Below are 21,071 nucleotides of genomic sequence, written 5' to 3'. Positions count from 1 at the left end.
TGAATCAGTACTTTTCGACCCGAAAGTACCGATTTGGGGAAGTTCGACGGATGCGGAGGCTCGGCCGCGGGCCAGCGCGGCGAGTCGGCGCGGCGGGTCAGCCGGCGGGCGGCGGGGCGCTCGGGCGGCGGACCGCTCCGAGGCGCGGGAGGCGCGGCGGGCGGTTCGCGTGGCCGGCGCTCGGCGGCACGAGCAACTGCTGCGCGGCCGCGACGTCGACGCCCTCGGCCGTACGCACGATCAGGTCGGCGTCGGCGGGCGCCGAGCGCTTCACGACCGCGAGCGCCACCGGCCCGAGCTCGTCGTGGATCGCGGCGGACGTCACACGACCGACGACGGCGTCGCCGGTGAGCACCTCGTCGCCGTGCGCGACCTGCGCGCCCTCGCTGCCGTCGAGGTGCAGCAGCACGATGCGGCGCGGCGGGGCGCCGAGGTTGTGCACCTTGGCGACGGTCTCCTGCCCGCGGTAGCAGCCCTTCGAGAGGTGCACCGCGGTCGTCAGCCAGTCGAGCTCGTGCGGGATGGTGCGCTCGTCGACCTCGGCGAGCGAGGGGCGTCCGGCCGCGATGCGGAGCGCGTCGACCGCGAGCGTGCCGACGAAGGACGACGGGTCGAGCGCGGCCGCGTGCTCGAGGCCGAGGACGGCCTCGGACCAGCGCCACGGCTCCCCCGTCGGCTCGCCGTACCGGACGCCGCCGGGTGCGACCTCGGGCCACCCGTCGATCCACGCGATCTCGCCAGCGGGCTCCGCGGCGCTGCCCACGACGATCGCCTCCGGCCGCTCGATGTCGACCTGCTTGAAGAACCGCATCCGGGTCAGCCATGCCTCGAGCGCGTCGCCCGTGCCGGCGTCGACGAGGATCCACAGCGCGCCCTCGGCGTCGCGGTGCAGCCGCATCGCGTGCTCGATGCGCCCCTCCGGCGAGAGCACGAGCGACTCGGTCGAGGCGCCGGGCGCGAGCTCGGCGATCGCCTGGCTCGTGATGGAGTCGAGCCACGGCAGCGCGTCGGGGCCGGTGAGCCGCAGCACGTCGCGCGGCAGCAGCACGGGCGCGCCCGCGCGCAGGCGGCGCTGCTCGGCGATGGGGCTGCCCACGTGCAGCGGCAGGCCGTCGGGGCCGGCGACGGCGCCCGGGATCGCGGGCAGGCGGGTCACTGGTCGGACGCCTCGCTCGGCACGACGCGCGCGAGCCGGGCGGAGGCGTGGCTCTCGAGGCCCTGGCCGAGCGCCGCGAGGTCCCACGCCCACAGCAGGTGGTCCTCGACGAGGCCGAGCATGCGGGTGGAGGCGGTGTGCTCCTTGGCGCCGGCGCCGCGCATGACGGCGTCGGTGGCGAGGTCGATGCGCGGGCCCGCGATGGTGCCGAGGTAGAGCTCGGCGACGCCCGCGGGGTGCGAGATGAGCGCCTGGATGTCGAAGGCGCCGTCGGGCCGCCGGAGCGTCTCGACCGCCTCGGCCGTGCCGTACGCGGGCTCGCCCTCGGGCGGCAGCATGCCGGGCCCGGCGTCGCTCTGCGCGGGGTCGCGCGCGAGGCGCCAGAAGCCGGTCTCGGCGGCGAGCGGCGTCAGCTCGTCGTCGAGCATCCAGGCGTACGCCTCGTACGCGAGGTAGGGGTGGCCGTGGTGCGCGAACGACACGCGCTGCCCGAACTCCCGCTCGATGGTGCGCTCCCCCACCGGGAACGAGAGCACGCCCGTGCCCTCCCACCCGCCGATGAGCCACTGGAGCGGGCCGAGCTCCGCGGGGAGCGTGGGGTCGAGCTCGAGCACGACTAGCGCTGGCCCCGGAAGAGGTTGCGCAGCACGACGAACGAGACGCCGCCGATCGCGATCATCGCGAGGCCGAGCAGGCCGATGAAGAAGATCTCGAGGGCGACGACGGGGATACCTGCCATGCCCCGATCCTATCCGCCCGCGCCTGCCCGCGCGTCGCGTGCCCGAGGAGCCGTCGGCCGCGCCTCAGAGGAGAGCGAGGAGCACGAGCGCCGCGGTGGCGATCGCGAGGATGACGATCGACCCGAGCACGGCCGCCGCCAGGCGGTCGACGAGCCCCGGCACGGTCGGCCCGCCGAGCTGCACGGCGAAGGCGGTGAGCGTGCAGACGCCGAGCACGATCGGCAGCCACACGAGCGCGTCCTGGGGCTGCGCGACGCCGACGACGACGGCGCCGAGGGCCGCGATGAGCCAGATCGGCCACACGCTCGCCCACTGCCAGGTCATGGGGCCATCATCGCGCATCCCGATCCGCGGCTGCTCCGGGCGCGCCTCGGGGCCCTCGGGCGGCGGTGTCAGACCTCGCCTCCGGCCGCCGTAGGATGTCCTCTGGCAGGAGGGCGCATGTCGACCATCGTGATCTTCACGCGCCGCGATCGCGGCGTCCTGCCGAGCCTGGAGCTGCTGGAGCACCGCGTGACCACGCTGCCGGGCACGGCAGAGGCGCTCGCGCACGCCCCCGAGTCGGACCTCATCGTCGTCGACGGCGCGGTCGAGCTCGCCGCCGCCAAGGCCATCTGCCGCCTGCTCGAGCACGATCCGACGCCCGTGCTGCTCGTGCTCTCGGAGGGCGGGTTCGCGGCCGTCACGCCCGAGTGGGGCGTGAGCGACATCGTGCTCGACGGCGCCGGCCCCGCCGAGCTCGAGGCGCGCATCCGCCTCGCGGCGGCCGACGCCCGCTCGCGCGGCCCCATCGTCGCGAGCGGCCTCTCGATCGACGAGGCGAGCTACCAGGCGAAGATCGACGGCCGCCCCATCGACCTCACCTACAAGGAGTTCGAGCTGCTCCGATTCCTCGCCTCGCACCCGGCCCGCGTGTTCACGCGCGAGCAGCTGCTCAGCGAGGTGTGGGGCTACGACTACTTCGGCGGCACGCGCACCGTCGACGTGCACGTGCGCCGCCTGCGCGCCAAGCTCGGCGACCTGGAGTCGGTGATCGGCACGGTGCGCGGCGTCGGCTACCGCTTCGAGCTGGTCGAGGCGTGATCGAGGCCGCCCGCGCCCTCGCCGCCGCCTGTGCGGCCGCCGACGGCACGCCCCCGTTCAGCGACCAGGCGCTCGTCGAGCTCGCCCGCGGCGAGCGGCGCGCGATCGGCGACGCGACCGCCCTCGCGATCGTGTCGGACACGGAGCGCGAGGCGGAGCTCGCCGTGCGCCCCGACGCGCGCGGCCGCGGCCTCGGCACCGCGCTCGCGGCGCGCGTCGTCGGCGAGCTCGGGGCGCCGCTCGAGGCATGGGCGCACGGCGACCTCCCCTCGGCGACCGCGACGGCGGAGCGGCTGAGCATGCGCCGCGTGCGCACGCTGCTGCAGCTGCGCGCGCCCGTGCCGGACGCCGCGATGCCCGAGGGGGCGCGCGCCTTCGCCGACGCGGACGCCGACGCCCTCCTCGCGCTCAACGCGGCCTCCTTCGCCGACCACCCCGAGCAGGGACGGATGACGGCCGACGACCTCGCCGCGCGCCGCGCCGAGCCCTGGCACGACGACGCGAACCTCGTGCTGCTCCCCGGCCCCGACGGCCTCGACGCCTTCAGCTGGGTGAAGCCCGTCGACGACGACGTCGCCGAGCTCTACGTGCTCGGCGTGGCGCCCGGCAGGCAGGGCGCGGGCCTCGGCCGACGGATGCTCGAGGCCGCCTTCGCGCGGATGCGCGCCATCGGCCGCACGACCGCGCACCTCTACGTCGAGGGCGACAACGCGGCCGCGCTCGCCCTCTACGAGCGCGCGGGCTTCCGCCGCTGGGCGATCGACGTGCGCTGGCGCCTCGACGCCTGAGCGGGCGCCGCGACCGGCGCGCCGACGCACCGCGATCCGCGTCACGCGACGTTCACGCTCGTTCGCCATGATGGGTGCATGAACGAGACCGCCTCCTCGGCCGCCGGCCCCCTCGACGAGCTGCGGCGCGAGCAGCGCGAGCGCACCCTCGAGGAGGAGCGCAGCCTCCAGGACGCCGCCGTCGCCGACCTCGCCGACGACGATGACGACGAGCCCGGCTGGAGCGCCGAGGAGCAGGGCGGCGACACCGACGACGGCCTCCCCGCCGACCGCTTCGTCGACCGCGAGCTGTCGTGGCTCGCGTTCAACCAGCGCGTGCTCGAGCTCGCGGAGGACGAGGCGGTGCCACTGCTCGAGCGCGCCAACTTCCTCGCGATCTTCGCCTCGAACCTCGACGAGTTCTTCATGGTGCGCGTCGCTGGCCTCAAGCGGCGCATCGTCACGGGCCTCGCCGTGCCGACGAACGTCGGCCGCGGCCCCGTCGAGCTGCTCGACGAGATCGTCGCGAAGGCGCACGAGCTGCAGGACCGGCAGGCGCGCGTGGCGATCGACTCGCTGCACCCCGCCCTGCGGGAGACCGGCATCGAGGTCGTCCGCTGGGGCGACCTCAGCGAGGACGAGTGCGAGGCGCTCTCCGCGCGCTTCGAGGCCGAGGTGTTCCCGGTGCTCATGCCGCTCGCGGTCGACCCCGCGCATCCCTTCCCCTACATCTCCGGCCTCTCGCTCAACCTCGCCGTGCGCGTGCGCGTGCCCGACGAGGAGGAGGAGCAGTTCGCCCGCCTCAAGGTGCCCGCGGTGCTCCCCCGCTTCATCTCCCTCGGCCACGAGGGCGGCCGCCAGCGGTTCCTGCCGCTCGAGGAGCTCATCGCCAACAACCTCGACGAGGTCTTCCCCGGCATGGAGATCGTCGACCACCACGTCTTCCGCGTCACCCGCAACGAGGACGTCACGATCGACGAGGACGAGACCGAGAACCTCATCCAGGCGCTCGAGCAGGAGCTGTCCCGCCGCAAGTTCGGCCCGCCCATCCGCCTCGAGGTCTCGGACGACATCGACGACGACACGCTCGAGCTGCTCGTCGACGAGCTCGGCATCACCGACCGCGAGGTCTACCGCCTGCCCGGGCTGCTCGACCTGACGTGCCTGTTCCAGGTGGCGGGCCTCGACCGGCCCGACCTGCGGTACACGAAGCGCGTGCCGGTCACCCCCTCCGCGTTCCTGCCGAACGACCAGAACGAGCAGGACGACCTGTTCCAGTCGATCACGCGCAAGGACGTGCTCGTCCACCACCCGTACGAGTCCTTCGCGACGAGCGTGCAGGCGCTGCTCGAGCAGGCCGCCGACGATCCCGACGTGCTCGCCATCAAGCAGACGCTGTACCGCACCTCCGGCGACTCCCCCGTCGTCGCGGCGCTCATCCGCGCCGCCGCCGTCGGCAAGCAGGTGCTCGCGCTCGTGGAGGTGAAGGCGCGCTTCGACGAGCAGGCCAACATCCGCTGGGCGCGGCAGCTCGAGCGCGCCGGCGTCCACGTCGTCTACGGCATGGTGGGCCTCAAGACCCACTGCAAGCTGCTGATGGTCGTGCGCCGCGAGAACGGGCGCCTGCGGCACTACTGCCACATCGGCACGGGCAACTACAACCCGAAGACGAGCCGCATCTACGAGGACTTCGGCCTCTTCACCGACAACGACCAGGTCGGCCGCGACATCACCCGCCTGTTCAACGAGCTCTCCGGCTTCGCGATCGAGAAGTCGTTCCAGCGCCTGCTCGTCGCGCCGCGCCACCTGCGCAAGGGCCTGCTCTCGCGCATCGAGCGCGAGACGGAGGCCGCCCGCGCCGGCCGCCGCGCGCGCATCCGGCTCAAGGTCAACTCGATCGTCGACGAGCAGATCATCGACGCCCTCTACCGCGCGAGCAACGCGGGCGTGGAGGTGCAGATCTGGGTGCGCGGCATCTCGTCGGTGCGCGCCGGCGTCCCCGGCCTCTCCGAGAACGTCGTCATGCGATCGATCGTCGGCCGCTACCTCGAGCACTCGCGCGTGTTCGCGTTCTGGAACGACGCCGACGAGGAGGTGTTCATCGGCTCGGCCGACATGATGCACCGCAACCTCGACCGCCGCGTCGAGACGCTCATCCAGCTCACCTCGACCGAGCACATGCGCGACATCTCGCAGCACTTCGACAAGGCCATGGCCGACACCACCGCCTCCTGGTGGGCGGAGCCCGACGGCACCTGGACTCGGCACGCGTACGCCGAGGACGGCACGCCGCTCGACGACCTGCACCGCGACCGGATGCTGCAGATCCAGCGCAGGAAGCGCCAGCGATGAGCCAGGCGGCGACGGCCGCCGGCACCGTGCTCGCCGCGGGCGCCCTCGTGTGGCGGCGCGTGCGCGGCGAGGTGGAGGTGCTGCTCGTCGAGCGCACCCAGCACCGCGACATCTCGCTGCCGAAGGGCAAGCTCGACCCGGGCGAGACGCTCCCCGAGTGCGCCGTGCGCGAGCTCGAGGAGGAGACGGGCCTCGCGGTCGTGCTGGGCGCGCCGCTCGGGCACAGCGAGTACCGGCTGCCGGACGGGCGCGACAAGGTCGTCTACTACTGGCAGGCGGAGGCGACGGAGGCCGCGCTCGCCGCAGCCTCGTTCTCGCCGAACGACGAGATCCTCGCGCTGCACTGGGCGTCGCTCGACGACGCGCGGAGCGCCTGCACCTACCGCCACGACGTCGCGATCGTCGAGCGCTTCGAGGAGCGGCTCGGGGCCGGCCACGAGACCACGTTCCCGATCGTGGCGCTGCGGCACGCGAAGGCGGCGAACCCGTTCTCGTGGGACGGCGACGACGCCTCCCGCGCGCTCACCGAGCGCGGCCGCGCGCAGGCGCTGTCGGTGGCGCCCGGCATCGCCGCCTACGCACCGAGCCGCGTTGCGACCTCCGACGCCGTGCGCTGCCGCGAGACGGTCGCGCCGCTCGAGAGCGTGCTCGGCGTCGCGGCGAAGGCGACCGCCGAGCTCAGCCAGGAGTCGCCCGTCGACCCGCGCGCGGCGATCGAGGCGCGCATCGCGAAGGCCGTGCTGAAGCGCCGCGGCACGGTGCTCTGCAGCCACGCGCCCGTCATCCCCGAGATCGTCACCGCCGTCGTGCACGCGACGAGCGCCGCCGAGACGGAGCGGACGCACCGGGCGTCGATGCTCCACACGGCCGAGTTCACGGTGCTGCACGTGAGCGCGGGCGAGCGGCCGGCGCTCGTCGCGCTCGAGACGCACGGGCCGCCGCACCGCTGAGGCGGTCGGGGTCTCTGACCTGGCACGACGAAGGGCCCCGCTCGGTGCGGGGCCCTTCGTCGTGATGGTCTCGAGACGGCCGCTGCGCGGCCTCCTCGACCAGCGGGAGGCACGGCCTCCTCGTCCAGCGGGTGGCGGATCAGCCGAAGCGGCCGGAGACGTAGTCCTCGGTGGCCTGCACCTTCGGGGTCGAGAACATCGTCGTGGTGTCGTCGTACTCGATGAGCTTGCCGGGCTTGCCGGTGCCCGCGATGTTGAAGAACGCGGTGCGGTCGCTCACGCGCGAGGCCTGCTGCATGTTGTGGGTCACGATCACGATCGTGTACTCCTGCTTCAGCTCCTCGATGAGGTCCTCGATCGCGAGCGTCGAGATCGGGTCGAGGGCCGAGCACGGCTCGTCCATGAGGAGCACCTCGGGGCTGACCGCGATAGCGCGGGCGATGCAGAGGCGCTGCTGCTGGCCGCCCGAGAGTCCCGAGCCCGGCAGGTTCAGGCGGTCCTTGACCTCGTTCCAGAGGTTCGCGCCGCGCAGCGAGCGCTCCACGAGGTCGTCCTGGTCGGAGCGCGACATGCGGCGGTTGTTGAGGAGCACGCCGGCGAGCACGTTCTCGCGGATCGACATCGTCGGGAACGGGTTCGGGCGCTGGAACACCATGCCGATCTGGCGGCGGACGTTCACGGGGTCGACGCCGGGCGCGTACAGGTTGGCGCCGTCGAGCAGCACCTCGCCGTCCACCCAGGCGCCCGAGATGACCTCGTGCATGCGGTTGAGCGTGCGGAGGACCGTCGACTTGCCGCAGCCGGAGGGGCCGATGAAGGCGGTGACCGAGCGGGGCTCGATGTCGATGGTGACGCCCTCGACGGCCTTGAAGTCGCCGTAGTAGACGTCGAGGTCGTTGGTCTCGATGCGCTTGGACATGTGGGTTACCTCCCGGCCTTCGGTGCGAAGACCTTGGCGATGATGCGAGCGATGACGTTGAGGAGCATGACGATCAGGATGAGGACCAACGCCGCCGTCCAGGCGCGGTCGAAGTAGGCCTGCTCCTGCACGCCCGGGCTGACGTACTGGTTGTAGGCGAAGACGGGCAGCGTCATCATGCGGCCGTCGAACACGTTGTAGTTCATGTTCGTCGTGAAGCCGGCGATGATGAGCAGCGGCGCGGTCTCGCCGATGACGCGGGCGATCGCGAGCGTGACGCCCGTGACGATGCCCGCGAGGGCCGTCGGCAGCACGACCTTGGCGATCGTGAGCCACTTGGGCACGCCCAGCGCGTACGACGCCTCGCGGAGGTCGTTGGGCACGAGCTTCAGCATCTCCTCGGTCGAGCGGACGACCGTGGGGATCATGAGCAGGCTGAGCGCGACGGCGCCGCCGATGCCCGCGCGCACGCCCTCGCCTGCGAACAGTGCGAAGAGCGCGTAGGCGAACAGGCCGGCGACGATCGACGGGATGCCCGTCATGACGTCGACGAAGAAGGTGATCGCCTGCGAGAGGCGGCCGCGGCCGTACTCCACGAGGTAGATGGCGGTGAAGATGCCGACCGGCACCGAGATGATCGCCGCCCACAGCGTGACGAGCAGCGTGCCGATGATGGCGTGCAGCACGCCGCCGCCCTCGCCGACGACGTTGCGCATCGTCCAGGTGAAGAACTGCAGGTCGAAGCGGGCGGCGCCGTTGATGATGACCGTGGAGACGAGCGACACGAGCGGCACGAGCGCGAGCACGAACGCGCCCACGACGACGCCGGTGACGAGCCGGTCGGCGGCCTTCCGGCCTCCCTCGATCTGCTGGCTCACGACCGTGATCGCCACGAGGTAGAGCACGTAGGCGATGAGGACGGCCGCGACGATGCTGAAGTCGGTGCCCGAGGCGCCGGCGACGAGCGCCGACACGGCGGCGCCGATCGCGAGCGCGACGCCGATGAGCGCCCAGGGGCCCCACAGGGGCAGCTGGCCGGCGGTGAGCGGGTTCGCCGCCTCGCGGCGAGCGGGTGCGGTGGTCGTGGCGGTCATGGCTCAGCGACCTCCCTTCACGGTGGTGCGCGCAATGATCCAGCGCGAGATGCCGTTCACGAGCAGCGTGATGGCGAACAGCACGAGGCCCGAGCCGATGAGCATGTTCACGGTGATGCCGTGGGCCTCGGGGAAGCGCAGCGCGATGTTCGCGGCGATCGTCGAGGGGTTCTGCTGCGCCGTCAGCGCGAACGAGATGATGCCGGAGGAGCTGAGGACCATGGCGACGGCCATCGTCTCGCCCAGGGCGCGGCCGAGGCCGAGGATGGAGGAGGCGATGATGCCCGAGCGGCCGTGCGGCAGCACCGCCATCTGGATCATCTCCCAGCGGGTCGCGCCGAGCGCGAGGGCCGCCTCCTCGTTGAGCCGCGGCGTCTGCAGGAAGATCTCGCGGCAGAGGGCCGTGATGATCGGCAGCACCATGACGGCGAGCACGATGGAGGCGGTGAGGATGGTGCGGCCGGTGCCGGAGGCGGGCGGCGCGAAGAGCGGCAGCCAGCCGAGGTTCTGGGTGAGCCAGGTGTAGGCGGGCTGCATGAAGGGCGCGAGCACCGTGATGCCCCAGAGGCCGTAGATGACCGAGGGGATGGCGGCGAGCAGGTCGACGACGTAGCCGAGGCCCTGCGCGAGCCGGCGCGGCGCGAAGTGCGTGATGAAGAGCGCGATGCCGACCGCGACCGGGACGGCCATGACCATCGCGAGGAACGCCGACCAGATGGTGCCGAAGGTGAGCGGCCAGACCCAGGCGAAGAAGCCGCCGTCGATCCCGGGCAGCGGGCCGATGATGGCCGGCACGGCCTGCGCGACGAGGAAGATCGCGACGCCCGCGAGGGCGATCAGGATCAGCACGCCGGCGGTCGTCGAGACGGTCTTGAAGACGACGTCGGCCAGGCGCTGCTTGGCGACTGGCTGGACTGCGGTGGTCATGGAGCTCCCAGGTGCATGGAGTGAGGGGGCGATGGGCACTGCGTGCGTCTGGCCGGGGCGCTTTCTCGGAGCCGCCCCGGCCAGACGCTATCAGGCAGCAGCCCTACTTGATCATCTCGATCGAGGCCTCGATCTGCGCGCGCAGGTCGTCCGAGATGGGGGCCGAGCCGGCGTTGTCGGCACCGGCCTGCTGGCCCTCCTCCGAGGCGATGTACGAGAGGTACGCCTTGACGAGCTCCGCCTGTGCGGCGTCGTTGTACTCGGTGCAGGCGATCGCGTACGAGATGAGGACGAGCGGGTAGGCGCCGTTCTCGGTCGTCGTGCGGTCGAGCTCGACGGCGATGTCGCCCTCGTGGCGGCCCTCGACGAGCGGCGAGGCGTCGACGGCGGCAGCCGCGGCCTCGGCGGTGAAGGGCACGTACTCCTCGCCCACCTGGAGCGCGACGGTGCCGAGGTCGCCGGCGCGCGAGGCGTCGGCGTAGCCGATCGTGTTCGTGCCGTTGGTCACGGCGTCGACGACGCCCGAGGTGCCCTGCGCGCCCTCGCCGCCGTACGCGGCGGGCCACGTCTCGAACTCGCCCTCGGTCCACGCGTCGGCCGCGTTCGCCGCGAGGTACTGCGTGAAGTTCTCGGTGGTGCCCGAGTCGTCGGAGCGGTGCACGGCGGTGATGCGCGCGTCGGGCAGCTCGACGCCCTCGTTCTGCGCGGCGATGGCCTCGTCGTTCCAGTTCGTGATCTCGCCCGAGAAGATGCCGGCGATGGTCGCGGCGTCCATGTTGAGCGAGTCGACGCCCTCGACGTTGAAGATGATCGCGATCGGCGAGATGTAGACGGGCAGGTCGACCGGGAGGGTGTCGGCGACGCAGGCGCCGAAGGTGCCCGCGAGCTCCTCGTCGTCCAGGTAGGCGTCCGAGCCGGCGAACGAGACGCCGCCGGCGATGAACTGCTCGCGGCCCGCGCCGGAGCCGGCGGGGTCGTACGTGATGTTGACGGCCTCGTTGGCCGTCTGGAAGCCGGCGATCCAGGCCTCCTGGGCGGCGCCCATCGACGACGCGCCGGCGCCGGCGAGGTCGCCCGAGAGGGTCGACTCGGGGGCCGAGGACTCCGAGCCGGCGGGGGCGGCGGGCTCGTTGGCGGCGCAGGAGCTGAGGAGGAGCGCGCCGGCGGCGGCGACGACCGCGGTGCGGCCGAGCTTCGTGAGCTTCACGGGGTTCCCTTCGGGATCTGTGCGGTGCGAGGGCGGCGGGCGCCCGGCGGGTGGGCCCGCGTCGAGCAGGCCGTGGCCCACGGTAGGGAGCGAGGGTGTCGGCCAGGATCCGCGAAGGTGAACGCGAGGTGAACGGCGGCGAGGCGTCGGCTCAGGACGGCGTCGCGGCGACGATCGCGGGCTCGCGCGGCGAGCCCGGACATGGAAGAGCCGGGCCGCGAGACGCCTCTCGGCGGAAGGCCGCTCGAAGCGGCGAATATTGGAGCCCGGGGTTTCGCGGCCCGGCTCCACCAGGGTAGCGAGGTCGGGCATCCGGCGCAGGCGCGTGCGCTCCCCGCGAACGCCGGAGCGGCCCGGGCGCGTCGCCCGGGCCGCTCGATGCCGCCGCTCGTGGTCGGCCGCCGCTCCTGCTCGATCCTGCTCCTGCTCGGATCCTGCTACTGCTCGACGTCGAGCACGATGTCCTCGACCTCCGGCGAGCCGTAGGTGGAGCGGATGATGATCTGCGCGGGGTCGACGTCCTCCGGCAGCTGCACCACCGCACGGGCGCCCTGGAAGGTGTCGCCCGCGTAGAAGATGTCGTCCTCCGCGGTCACCGCGACCGTGTCGGCCCAGTCGTAGGTCTCGCCGTCGCTGCCGACGACGAGCATCTCGAAGCAGCCGTGGAAGCTCACGTCGCCCTCGTCGTGGTCGCCGTCGAGGCGGATCGCGACGAAGCGGGTGCCGGGCTCGGGCTCCCCCGACTCCATGGGCGGGTCGTCGTCGACGCTCGTGACGCTGAACGACCAGATGTCGCCGAGCCCGTCGTCGACCGTGTACGCGTACTCCCCAGCCGCGGGCGGCGTGGTCTCCTGCGACTCCGTCGGCTCGGCCGCCTCGGTCTCGGGCACCGCCTGCGTCTCGGTCGGCTGCGGGGGCGCCTCGGTGGGCAGCGCGGGCGGCGACGCCAGGCAGCCGCTCAGCGCGAGCGCTGCGGCACCGAGGATCGCGACCGCGGCGAGGGCGCGGCGGGTGGGCGAGGTGTGGTTCATGGCGGGCTCCGACGTCGTGCTGCCGCGGCGCTCCGCCGCTGCCTCGATCCTACGGCGGCGACGCGGCCTCAGACGAGGTTGTCGGCCCGCCACATGCCCGCGCAGATGCGCAGGTCGCCCGCGATGTCGGTGAGCTGCGCCGCGAGGCGCGTTCGGGCGCTCGCGCGCTCGGGGTGCGCGGCCTCGTCGGCGTGCGCGGCGCGGACCGCGCCCTGCGCGGTGACGATCGCGAACGCCGCCGCGCGCTCGAGCGCGAGTGCGAAGTCGCCCGCGAAGACGCCGCGGAGGATCGTGTCCGACAGCGAGCGCAGCTCGTCGGGCGTCGCCGGCGCCGCCACGCCCGCGATCACGGGCGCCGCGGTCGGCAGCGCGTCGGCGCCCGCCTGGTAGAGCGCGGCGGCCTCATCGGCCCGCTGCGTCACGAGCGCGTGCAGCAGGTGCACGCGCCACAGCGTTCCTGGCAGCGAGTGGGGGCGCGCGTGCGACCACAGCTCCGCGACGGTGTCGATGCCGTCCTCGCGCGCGACCGCGAGGATCCGCTCGACGACGCCCGGGTCGGCGCCGTCGCGCACCCGCGCGAGCAGCGCGTGCGCCGTCTCGCTCGCGAGCTGGAGCCGCACGGCAGGATCGACGTCGCCCTCGATCCTCTCGAACCAGTCGTTCGAGAAGCGGGTGGGCTTGCTGAATCGCGCGTCTGCCATGGCGCAGGCATCCTCCCACGGATGCCGCGCGCGCTCGATGCCGCAGCTCGCGCGCCCGGCCGTCCGGCTCAGGCCACGGCGTCGTCCGCGCTCGGCAGCGGATCGCCCCCGAGCTCCGCCCAGCGCTCGCCGACCGTCTGGTCCGAGTCCTCGTGCACGTCGAGCAGCTCGACCACGAGGTCGGGCCGGCCCATGCGGTGCGCGAAGCCGGCGATGTCGAGGTCGTCGAGGTCGCGCACGCGGGAGCCGGCGACGATCTCGAGCGGGCAGTGGGCGTTGCTCGCGACCTCCTCGAGGATCGCCTGCGCCGAGTCCCACAGCTCCTGCAGGAACTCCGGCGAGACGCGGGAGGAGACGGCGGCCATGTGCAGCGTGACGGGATCGCCGCTGCGCAGCAGCGCGTCCTCCATCTGCGCGGTGACCGGCGGGTCGGTGTCGTCGCCGACGATGGCTCGTCGTGCGGCGCGGGTGTCGATGTCAGGGTGCACGGTCGGATCCTTGCGGTTCCGCTTCGAAGCTCGGCCCGGAGGTGCAGCGCGGTGAGACTGGCCTGCGAGGAGGTCGGCCGGCTTGTACCCTCACTCTGACTTGCTTAGCCGCTCCTGGCAAGCACTGCGTTTCGCCGCGTTCCGTCGGGAATCGAGCGCGACGACGGGATCGGGCAGGACGGCCCGGTCAGGCGGCGGACCGGCGGGCGGCGCGCGCCGCGTAGCGCACCTGCAGCAGCGCCTCGACCTCGGCGCACAGCGCCATCCGCAGCTCCACGTCCTCGCCCTTGCGGCGATCGGTGAGCGCGTCGATGCGCGCCAGCAGCGCGCGGAGGCGAGCGCCGTCCGAGCCGTGCTCCACCGTAGGGACGAGATCCATGCCGCGACGCTAGCGGCGCCTCCCAAGCATCACGGTGTTGCGAAAATCGCTGAAGCCGATCCTGAGCGGTCGTTCGGGAACACCGGCGCCCGACTACCCTGGACCCAGGGGCCTCTAGCTCAGTCGGTAGAGCATCGGACTTTTAATCCGCTGGTCGTGGGTTCGAGCCCCACGGGGCCCACCGACGTCGAACCTGAGTGCATCGGACTCTTTCATCCGCTGGTCGTGGGTTCGAGCCCCACGGGGCCCACCGACGTCGAACCTGAGTGCATCGGACTCTTTCATCCGCTGGTCGTGGGTTCGAGCCCCACGGGGCCCACCGTCGTCGAACCTGAGTGCATCGGACTCTTTCATCCGCTGGTCGTGGGCTCGAGCCCCACGGGGCCCACCGCTCCCTTCCTCGACTCGTAATGGCTCCGCCCTGACCGCTCCGCGCTCAGAACTTCTCCGAAGCGGCTACCTATTCGCCGTCCAGGCGAACGACGTAGCGTGCGGATGCATGCGCCGATCCATCGGCGCAGCGGAGGAACGGAGGACCGCAGCATGCCCGCCGCCACCCCGATCGACCCGCGCACCCCGCTCTCCGAGGTCGGCCGCGCGAGGCTCGTCGAGCTCGACGAGGTCTCGCTCGCCCTCTACGCCCGGCGGATGGGACGCCCCGACCTCGCGCACCGCCTCCGGGAGCCCGTCGAGGACGCCGACCTCACGCTCGAGCAGCGCTGGCGACAGCTGGGCGGCACGGGCTGAGCCGCCGGGACCGATCCCTCAGCGCCGGTCGCGGCGACGGCGCTCGATCCGGTAGCCGCGGAACGCGACCGCCGCGAGCGCCACGCCCGCGAGCATCCACCAGATGATGTCCATGCGGCCACGCTACCCGCGTGCGCCTCAGAGGCCGACGGGCGCGATCCCCCACTGGCCGCGCCAGGTCTCGCCCGGCTCGAGCCAGACGAGCCCCTGCCCGGAGTTCAGCGCGTTCGCCGGCGCGCTCATCGGCTCGACCGCGACCGCGTGGCGCGGACCGCCGACGGCCGGGAAGTCGCGCGGCGTGAACACGACGACGTACGGGAACGCGGCGTCCTGCCAGAGAGCGACGCCGCGGCCCTCCGGGTCGAGCAGCGTCGACGTCGTGACGCCGCCCACCGACTCCACGCCGCCGTAGTTGTGGTCGATGTCGAGCTCGGCGAGCGTGCGGCCGTGCCGGAGGTCGGGAGCGCTCGCGCGCATCTCGTCGACGAGCACCTCCTCGGTGGGGATGAGGTCGACGGCGTTGAAGACGGTGGCGGCCGGGACCGTGAGCGTCAGCCGGTCGGCGGGCACGTCGCCGACCGCGAGGTACGGATGCGCGCCCATCGCCCAGGGCGCGCGCTCGCGACCGGCGTTGATCGCCTCGTGCGTCACGACGAGGCCGTCGTCGGTGAGCTCGTACGTGACGAACGTGTCGATGAGGAACGGCCAGCCCGTCTGCGGGTGGATGGTCGCCTGCAGCATGATCTTGGACTCGTCGTGCTCGAGCATCCGGTACGGCGCGTAGCGGAGCAGCCCGTGGCTGGCGTTGCCGAGGTCGCGCTCGGTGATGGCGAGCCGCTGCGGCTGCCCGTCGTGCGTCCAGTCGCCGCCGGCGACGCGTCCGCCCCACGGGGCGAGCACGATGCCCTGGCCCTTCGCGGGGCGCTGATCCTCGGGGAACGGCTCGACGAGGTCGACGTCGTCGACGGTGAGCTCGCGGAGCGTCGCGGCGACCTCGGTGATCGTGGCCCGCACGCGTCGGCCGTCGACGGTGCGCGCGAGGGTGAACTGCTGACCGGTGGGCGGGCGCATGCGGCGAGCCTACCGAGCCCACGCGCCCCGATGCCGGGCCGCAGGGCCGAGCCAGAGCCGAGCCGTAGAGTCAGGGCGCGCCCCCGTAGCCCAACCGGCAGAGGCAGCGGACTTAAACTCCGCCCAGTCTGGGTTCGAACCCCAGCGGGGGCACCATCCCTGCACTCGCCTGTACCCCTCCACCCTGAGAAGTGCCCCCTCGGTCCGGGGTACACGATCGGGGTACGCTCCGGATCAGAACGGTCGGCGCATCGCCGCGTCCGGCCACCCTGACAGGAGGGCACGCACATGCGAGCACGAGCGGGATTGGTGGGCGTCGCCGCGGCGGCGCTGCTGCTGACGGGCTGCGGCGGAGGCGGCGCCCCGGCCGCCGAGGAGGCCGACTTCGAGGGCGAGGCGACCGGCACGCTGAGCGGCTGGGGCTTCGAGAACACCGACGACGTCGGGCAGGCACGCCTCGACCACGCCGCCGAGCAGCTCTCGGGCGTGACGGTCGAGCTCGACCAGACGGCCTTCGACGCCCAGAAGTTCACGACGCTCGCCGCGTCGGGCAACATCCCCGACGTCGTGCAGATCGACCGCCAGTTCGTCGCCACGTACGCCGCGCAGGGGCTGCTGCTGCCGCTCGACGCGTGCTTCGCGGCCCACGACGTCGACCCGGCCACCTACTACTACCCGCAGGTGACGCAGGACGTGACCTGGCAGGACCAGGTCTGGGCGGTGCCGCAGTTCTACCAGCCGCCGCTCATCCTCACGAACGAGCGCGTGCTCGCCGAGGCCGGCGTGAGCGCCGACCAGCTCGACCCGAGCGACCAGGAGGGCCTGCTCGCGGCGGTCGAGCAGCTCACCGAGATGGACGGCTCCACCCCGAGCCGCCTGGGCCTCGACCCCCAGGGCGTCTCGAAGGCGGCCATGTGGATGCTCTCGTTCGGCGGCGGCATCGTCGACGAGTCGGGCGCGCCCACCCTCGACCGGCCCGAGAACGTCGAGGCCGTCGAGTTCCTGCAGCGCATCTACGAGGCGCAGGGCGGCTTCGCCGAGGTGACCGGCCTCGTCGACTCGTTCGACATCTTCGGCGACGGCAACCCGTACTCGAACGACCTCGTCGCGGCGGCCGTCTTCGACCAGTGGTACGTCAACGTGCTGACGCCCTACGCCGACGAGGTCGAGATCGGCGCGGTGCCGGTGCGGAACCAGGAGGGCGACCCCTTCACGGCCTCGGGCGGCTCGTCGTTCGTGATCCCCGCGAGCGCCGAGAACCCGTCGGCCGCATGCGCGTGGGCGATCGCGCTCACCTCGCCCGACGCGTGGATCGCGGCGGCCGACGCCCGCGCGCAGACGACCGAGGAGGAGTCCGACCGCAACGGCATCAACGCGGGCCTCTTCACGGGCACGCCCGAGAACGACACGACCATCCGCGAGCAGTACGCGTCGGCCGAGGGCTACCCGGGCTTCGAGCAGGCCATCGACGCCTACTACGACGTCGCGGCGGAGGGCACCTCGCTCGGCGGCTCGCCCGCCGGCCAGCAGATCCAGTCGGAGCTCGAGGGCGCGGTGCAGTCGGCCCTGCTCGGCGAGCGGTCGCCCGAGGAGGCGCTCGGCGAGGCGCAGGCCGCGGCGCAGCGCGCGTACGACCAGGTCTCCGGCGGCTGACCGTCACGCACGACGGAGGGGGCGGATGCGATGCATCCGCCCCCTCCGTCGTGTCCGGCTCGTGCCCTTCAGCCCTTCGTGCCGGTGGTGGCGATGCCCTCGATGAACGAGCGCTGCCCGAACGCGAAGAGGATGAGCATCGGCAGCGTGACGATGAGCGCCGCCACCATGACGTACTGGTAGTCGCCCTGGCCGCCGGTTGCGGGGCTGTACTTCGTCATCGCGCTCGCGATGCCGAGCGGCACCGTGTAGGCCTCGGGCGAGCCGGCGTTGAGGTAGATGAGCGCGGCCTGCAGGTTGTTCCAGCTCGACTGGAACTCGAACAGGAACACGATCACGAACGACGGCACCGACAGCGGGAAGGCGATGCGCCAGAACTGCCCCCACGCGTTCAGCCCGTCGAGCCGGGCGGCCTCGAACAGGTCGCGCGGCAGGCTGAGGAAGAACTGCCGCTGCAGGAAGATGTAGAACGCCGAGCCGAACAGCGTCGCGCCCCAGAGCGGCACGTTCGTGCCCACGAAGCCCAGCTGGTTCCAGATGAGGTACTGCGGCACGAGCGTCACGGCGCCCGGCAGCATCATCGTCGCGAGCACGACGCCGAAGAGCACGTTCCGTCCCGGGAAGCGGAAGTACGCGAAGCCGAAGGCGACGAGCGAGCTCGAGATCGTCACGAACGTCGCGGCCAGCAGGGCGATGAGCACGCTGTTGCCCAGCCACGCGAACAGCGGCAGCTCGCTGAACACCTGCACGTAGTTCTCGGGCTGGAACGTCTGCGGGATCAGCCGGTTGTCGAACACCTCGCCGCGCGGCTTGAAGCTCGCGGCGAGCAACCACGCGAACGGGTAGAGGAACAGCGCCGAGCAGGCGAGCAGCAGCGCCCAGCGCACGATCTGCCCCACCCAGCCCCACGGCGTCAGCGCCGGACCGCGCCGCCGTCGTCGCTGCGGACGGCGCCGGCCGAGGCGCTCGTCGGCGCGCTCCTCCGGCTCGTCGGAGGCGGCGATCGCGATGCCCGTCTGGACGGGCCCAGCCTGCAGGTCGGCGCTCATCGGGGGTCCCCGCTCTCGTAGTGGACGAACCGGTTGCCGACCTTCATCTGCACGATCGAGATGAGCAGGATGATGACGAACAGCAGCCACGCCATCGCGGCGGCGAAGCCGAAGTCGAACTGCCGGAACGCCTGCTGGAACAGGTAGATCGCGTAGAACAGCGACGCATCCGACGATCCCTGCGCGGTGTCGCGGTGGAAGAGCAGGTAGGCCTGGTCGAAGACCTGGAACGCCGCGATCGTGAGCACGAGCACGTTGAAGAACACGGCGGGCGAGATGAGCGGCAGCGTCACGTTCCAGAAGCGGCGCCAGGCGCCGGCGCCGTCGAGCTGCGCCGCCTCGTAGAGGTCGCGCGGCACGTTCTGCAGCGCCGCGAGGAAGATCACCATCGTGCCCGCCACGCCCCACAGGGTCATGAGCACGATCGACGGCTTGATCCACGCGGGGTCGAGCAGCCACTGCGGCCCGTCGATGCCGAGCGCGCCGAGGCCCCGGTTGATGGCGCCCTGGCTGCCGTTGAGCAGCAGCAGGAACACGGAGGCCGTCGCGACGACCGGGGTCATCTTGGGCAGGTAGAACAGCGTGCGGAAGAAGCCTGCGCCGCGGCGGACGCTGTTCAGCAGCATCGCGAGGCCGAGCGCGAGCGCCACCTCGAGGGGCACAGCGAGCACCGCGTAGTAGAGCGTGTTGCTGAGCGCCGTGACGATCTTCGGATCCTCGATGAGCGCCTGGTAGTTCGCGAGGCCGGCCGGGCGGGCGGTGTCGGTGGCGAGCTGGTAGTGGCTGAACGAGATGACGAGGCTGTAGACCATCGCGCCGAGCGTGAAGACGAGGAAGCCGATGATCCAGGGCGAGATGAACAGGTAGCCCGCGATCGCCTCGCGGCGCTGGAGCTTCGTCATGCGGACACGCGGCGGCTTCGCGCGGCGCCTGCCCTTCGGTGGAGCGGTTGCGCTGGGCGCTGCGGTCGTCGACGACACGGGGCCTCCTCGGTCCGGCGGGCCCGCTCCCCGGTCGGGGGACAGGAGCACCGCTGGTCCTTTGGTACCCCACTTCTCGGAGAAGCGCACGAGCGCTTCTCCAGCCCGCGGTGCTACGCCTCGGCGAGCACCGCGGCGAAGCGGCGCGGCAGCAGCACGTTCTCGCCCGCGCCGCGCAGCAGCGGCGCGATGTCCACGGGCTCGTAGCCGGCGATCCCGCAGCCGAGCTCGGTGACGAGGAAGTCGTGCTCGGGATGCTGGGCGGCGTACGCCAGGAACGCCGCGACCTCGCGGCGGATCACCTCGATGCCGCTCATCGTCACGATCGCGTACGACTGCCCGTGGTGCCCGCGCCCCTCCCCCGGCACGGCGCCGAACCGCTCCTCGGCGAGCCGCGCGGCGCCCGCGCCGTGCGAGCCGTCGCGGTTCGAGCCGAAGACGAAGACCTCGTGCGGCTCGAGCCGCTCGATGCGGTCGGGGGACGTGCGCATGGCGCCAGCCTGCCACCGGCGCCTGCCTGCCGGCACCTCGGAGGCTGGGCGTACGCTGACGCCATGACCGTCCACGAGCGCGCCGTCGTCGTCCCGCTGCCCGGCCACGTGCCGCACCTGCCGAAGTCGGCCCTCGTCATGCCGGGGGCCGTCATCGCCGGCCAGGTGTCGCTCGGTGAGCGCGTGAGCGTCTGGCCCGGTGCGAGCCTCCGCGCCGAGGAGGAGCCGATCGCGGTCGGCGACGACTCCAACGTGCAGGACTCCTGCTCGCTCCACGTCGACCACGGCTCCCCGCTCACGATCGGCGAGCGCGTCTCCATCGGCCACAACGCGGTCGTGCACGGCTGCACCATCGAGGACGACGTGCTCATCGGGATGCACGCGACGATCATGAACGGCGCCGTCGTCGGCAGCGGCTCGCTCATCGCGGCCGGCGCGCTCGTCACCGAGGGCATGGTCGTGCCGCCGAACTCGCTCGTCGCGGGCGTGCCCGGCAAGGTGCGACGGGAGACCACCGACGCCGAGCGCGACGCGATCGCGCGCAACGCATCCGCCTACACGGCGCGGATCGCGGTGTACGTCGAGGCGTTCCACGGCCGCTGACGGACCGCCGTCGGCTCGGCGACCCGGCCCTCTGGCGTCGCACAGCGCGCATGCGTAGGCTCGGCGGCACCGGAGGGAGCTGCATGCCCGAGACGCCGACCGGCACGGTCACACCCCACGGCGAGGCCGCGGAGCTCACGCTCGAGCGCCGCGTCGACGCCGACGCGATCGCCGTGTGGCCGTTCCTCACGGAGTCGCGCGAGCTCGGCCGCTGGTTCGGCGTGTACGCGGGCGATCCGGACTCCGGGGAGGTCGTGCTGTCGATGACGGCCGAGGAGGGCGACGCGACGAGCGCGATCGAGATCCTCGACTGCTCGGCGCCCGAGCACCTCGCGGTGCTCTCGACCGACGAGAGCGGCTCGTGGAGCCTCGAGGTGGAGGTCGTCGACGGCGGGCCGGAGCCCGGCAGCGGCTCGACCATCCGCTTCACGCAGCACGACCTGCCGCTCGCGCAGCTGCCCGACATCGCCACCGGCTGGGAGTGGTACCTCGACCGGCTCGTCGCGGCGCTGGCCGACGCGCCGATGCCCGACTGGGACGACTACTACCCCGCCCTCCGCGACGCCTACGCCCGCTGACGCGGGCTCGGCGCTCCTGCCGCTCGTCGCGAGGCGAGCGAGGTGTGGTCACAGAACGCCCCCAGACGGCCGCCGCGAGGGCCTTCTGCGACCACAGCGAGCCGA

Annotated in this window: 24 protein-coding genes and 2 tRNA genes; 10 read left to right on the top strand and 16 right to left on the bottom strand. The window is 72.5% G+C overall.

Features of this window, described 5'->3' with window-relative positions:
* Positions 1–97: 97 nt before the first annotated feature.
* The 4 genes from ygfZ to IEW90_RS03300 form a co-directional block, all read right to left on the bottom strand.
* Complete coding sequence (gene ygfZ / locus IEW90_RS03310) at positions 98–1,156, bottom strand: CAF17-like 4Fe-4S cluster assembly/insertion protein YgfZ (protein ID WP_188715993.1); 1,059 nt, start codon at positions 1,154–1,156, stop codon at positions 98–100.
* Positions 1,153–1,770, bottom strand: coding sequence for a nitrobindin family protein (locus IEW90_RS03305; protein ID WP_188715991.1), 618 nt, complete (start codon positions 1,768–1,770; stop codon positions 1,153–1,155). Before IEW90_RS03305 ends, ygfZ begins: the two co-directional genes overlap by 4 nt.
* Positions 1,771–1,772: 2 nt before the next feature.
* Positions 1,773–1,895, bottom strand: coding sequence for a hypothetical protein (locus IEW90_RS13905; RefSeq protein ID WP_268236810.1), 123 nt, complete (start codon positions 1,893–1,895; stop codon positions 1,773–1,775).
* A gap of 64 nt (positions 1,896–1,959) precedes the next feature.
* Positions 1,960–2,220 carry a hypothetical protein gene (locus IEW90_RS03300; protein WP_188715989.1) on the bottom strand — a complete coding sequence of 87 codons (261 nt, stop codon included), beginning with the start codon at positions 2,218–2,220 and terminating at the stop codon, positions 1,960–1,962.
* A gap of 117 nt (positions 2,221–2,337) precedes the next feature.
* On the opposite strand from IEW90_RS03300, the gene IEW90_RS03295 reads away from it, so the two are divergent.
* The 4 genes from IEW90_RS03295 (at position 2,338) to IEW90_RS03280 (ending at position 7,048) form a co-directional block, all read left to right on the top strand.
* On the top strand, positions 2,338–2,979 hold the full coding sequence (locus IEW90_RS03295; protein ID WP_188715988.1) for a winged helix-turn-helix transcriptional regulator: 642 nt from the start codon (positions 2,338–2,340) through the stop codon (positions 2,977–2,979).
* Positions 2,976–3,767, top strand: coding sequence for a mycothiol synthase (mshD, locus tag IEW90_RS03290; protein ID WP_188715986.1), 792 nt, complete (start codon positions 2,976–2,978; stop codon positions 3,765–3,767). The genes IEW90_RS03295 and mshD overlap by 4 nt, the downstream gene beginning before the upstream one ends.
* A gap of 78 nt (positions 3,768–3,845) precedes the next feature.
* Positions 3,846–6,098: an RNA degradosome polyphosphate kinase gene (locus IEW90_RS03285; RefSeq protein WP_188715983.1), complete on the top strand. Its 2,253-nt coding sequence runs from the start codon at positions 3,846–3,848 to the stop codon at positions 6,096–6,098.
* A complete protein-coding gene (locus IEW90_RS03280) occupies positions 6,095–7,048 on the top strand; it encodes an NUDIX hydrolase (protein WP_188715981.1) in 954 nt (317 codons plus the stop codon). The genes IEW90_RS03285 and IEW90_RS03280 overlap by 4 nt, the downstream gene beginning before the upstream one ends.
* Positions 7,049–7,187: 139 nt before the next feature.
* On the opposite strand, the gene pstB is transcribed toward IEW90_RS03280, so the two are convergent.
* The 8 genes from pstB to IEW90_RS03240 form a co-directional block, all read right to left on the bottom strand.
* A complete protein-coding gene (pstB, locus tag IEW90_RS03275; RefSeq protein WP_188715979.1) occupies positions 7,188–7,967 on the bottom strand; it encodes a phosphate ABC transporter ATP-binding protein PstB in 780 nt (259 codons plus the stop codon).
* A gap of 5 nt (positions 7,968–7,972) precedes the next feature.
* The gene (gene pstA, locus IEW90_RS03270) at positions 7,973–9,061 is read right to left on the bottom strand and encodes a phosphate ABC transporter permease PstA (RefSeq protein WP_188715977.1); all 1,089 of its coding nucleotides are present in this window, start codon (positions 9,059–9,061) and stop codon (positions 7,973–7,975) included.
* 3 nt (positions 9,062–9,064) lie between these two features.
* On the bottom strand, positions 9,065–9,988 hold the full coding sequence (gene pstC, locus IEW90_RS03265; protein ID WP_188715975.1) for a phosphate ABC transporter permease subunit PstC: 924 nt from the start codon (positions 9,986–9,988) through the stop codon (positions 9,065–9,067).
* Positions 9,989–10,091: 103 nt separating this feature from the next.
* Positions 10,092–11,195 carry a phosphate ABC transporter substrate-binding protein PstS gene (pstS, locus tag IEW90_RS03260; protein ID WP_229679468.1) on the bottom strand — a complete coding sequence of 368 codons (1,104 nt, stop codon included), beginning with the start codon at positions 11,193–11,195 and terminating at the stop codon, positions 10,092–10,094.
* A 437-nt stretch (positions 11,196–11,632) separates the two neighbouring features.
* A complete protein-coding gene (locus IEW90_RS03255) occupies positions 11,633–12,226 on the bottom strand; it encodes a hypothetical protein (protein WP_188715970.1) in 594 nt (197 codons plus the stop codon).
* Positions 12,227–12,294: 68 nt separating this feature from the next.
* Positions 12,295–12,927 carry a DNA-directed RNA polymerase subunit beta gene (locus IEW90_RS03250; protein ID WP_188715968.1) on the bottom strand — a complete coding sequence of 211 codons (633 nt, stop codon included), beginning with the start codon at positions 12,925–12,927 and terminating at the stop codon, positions 12,295–12,297.
* A 68-nt stretch (positions 12,928–12,995) separates the two neighbouring features.
* Complete coding sequence (locus IEW90_RS03245; protein ID WP_188715966.1) at positions 12,996–13,415, bottom strand: hypothetical protein; 420 nt, start codon at positions 13,413–13,415, stop codon at positions 12,996–12,998.
* Positions 13,416–13,602: 187 nt separating this feature from the next.
* Entirely contained in the window at positions 13,603–13,794 is a 192-nt protein-coding gene (locus IEW90_RS03240; RefSeq protein ID WP_188715964.1) for a hypothetical protein, read from the bottom strand.
* A 108-nt stretch (positions 13,795–13,902) separates the two neighbouring features.
* Between IEW90_RS03240 and IEW90_RS03235 the strand changes: the two genes are divergently transcribed.
* A tRNA-Lys gene (locus tag IEW90_RS03235) sits at positions 13,903–13,975 on the top strand.
* Positions 13,976–14,337: 362 nt separating this feature from the next.
* Positions 14,338–14,541 carry a hypothetical protein gene (locus tag IEW90_RS03230; RefSeq protein ID WP_188715962.1) on the top strand — a complete coding sequence of 68 codons (204 nt, stop codon included), beginning with the start codon at positions 14,338–14,340 and terminating at the stop codon, positions 14,539–14,541.
* 138 nt (positions 14,542–14,679) lie between these two features.
* Here the strand turns inward: IEW90_RS03230 and IEW90_RS03225 are convergent, their stop codons facing one another.
* Complete coding sequence (locus IEW90_RS03225; RefSeq protein WP_188715960.1) at positions 14,680–15,612, bottom strand: aldose 1-epimerase family protein; 933 nt, start codon at positions 15,610–15,612, stop codon at positions 14,680–14,682.
* Positions 15,613–15,691: 79 nt separating this feature from the next.
* On the opposite strand from IEW90_RS03225, the gene IEW90_RS03220 reads away from it, so the two are divergent.
* Both IEW90_RS03220 and IEW90_RS03215 read left to right on the top strand, forming a co-directional pair.
* Positions 15,692–15,768 (top strand) — tRNA-Leu (locus tag IEW90_RS03220).
* A 132-nt stretch (positions 15,769–15,900) separates the two neighbouring features.
* Positions 15,901–17,265, top strand: coding sequence for an ABC transporter substrate-binding protein (locus tag IEW90_RS03215; protein WP_188715958.1), 1,365 nt, complete (start codon positions 15,901–15,903; stop codon positions 17,263–17,265).
* 68 nt (positions 17,266–17,333) lie between these two features.
* Here IEW90_RS03215 and IEW90_RS03210 read toward each other — a convergent pair whose 3' ends face one another.
* From IEW90_RS03210 to IEW90_RS03200, 3 genes are all read right to left on the bottom strand, one after another.
* Positions 17,334–18,314, bottom strand: a complete 981-nt coding sequence (locus IEW90_RS03210) for a carbohydrate ABC transporter permease (RefSeq protein WP_188715956.1) — start codon at positions 18,312–18,314, stop codon at positions 17,334–17,336.
* Positions 18,311–19,216: a carbohydrate ABC transporter permease gene (locus IEW90_RS03205; protein WP_188715953.1), complete on the bottom strand. Its 906-nt coding sequence runs from the start codon at positions 19,214–19,216 to the stop codon at positions 18,311–18,313. The genes IEW90_RS03210 and IEW90_RS03205 overlap by 4 nt, the downstream gene beginning before the upstream one ends.
* Before the next feature lie 191 nt (positions 19,217–19,407).
* Positions 19,408–19,785 carry an A1S_2505 family phage non-structural protein gene (locus IEW90_RS03200; protein ID WP_188715951.1) on the bottom strand — a complete coding sequence of 126 codons (378 nt, stop codon included), beginning with the start codon at positions 19,783–19,785 and terminating at the stop codon, positions 19,408–19,410.
* Between the two features lie 63 nt (positions 19,786–19,848).
* Here IEW90_RS03200 and IEW90_RS03195 point away from each other — a divergent pair, with 63 nt between their 5' ends.
* Both IEW90_RS03195 and IEW90_RS03190 read left to right on the top strand, forming a co-directional pair.
* The gene (locus IEW90_RS03195; protein ID WP_188715949.1) at positions 19,849–20,388 is read left to right on the top strand and encodes a gamma carbonic anhydrase family protein; all 540 of its coding nucleotides are present in this window, start codon (positions 19,849–19,851) and stop codon (positions 20,386–20,388) included.
* A gap of 83 nt (positions 20,389–20,471) precedes the next feature.
* Positions 20,472–20,966: an SRPBCC domain-containing protein gene (locus IEW90_RS03190; protein ID WP_188715948.1), complete on the top strand. Its 495-nt coding sequence runs from the start codon at positions 20,472–20,474 to the stop codon at positions 20,964–20,966.
* Positions 20,967–21,071 lie beyond the last annotated feature (105 nt).

It is taken from the genome of Agrococcus terreus, assembly GCF_014645235.1.
GTDB lineage: Bacteria > Actinomycetota > Actinomycetes > Actinomycetales > Microbacteriaceae > Agrococcus > Agrococcus terreus.
The sequence above is the reverse complement of the archived record's forward strand: the minus strand, read 5'-3'. Positions and strand labels throughout refer to the sequence as shown.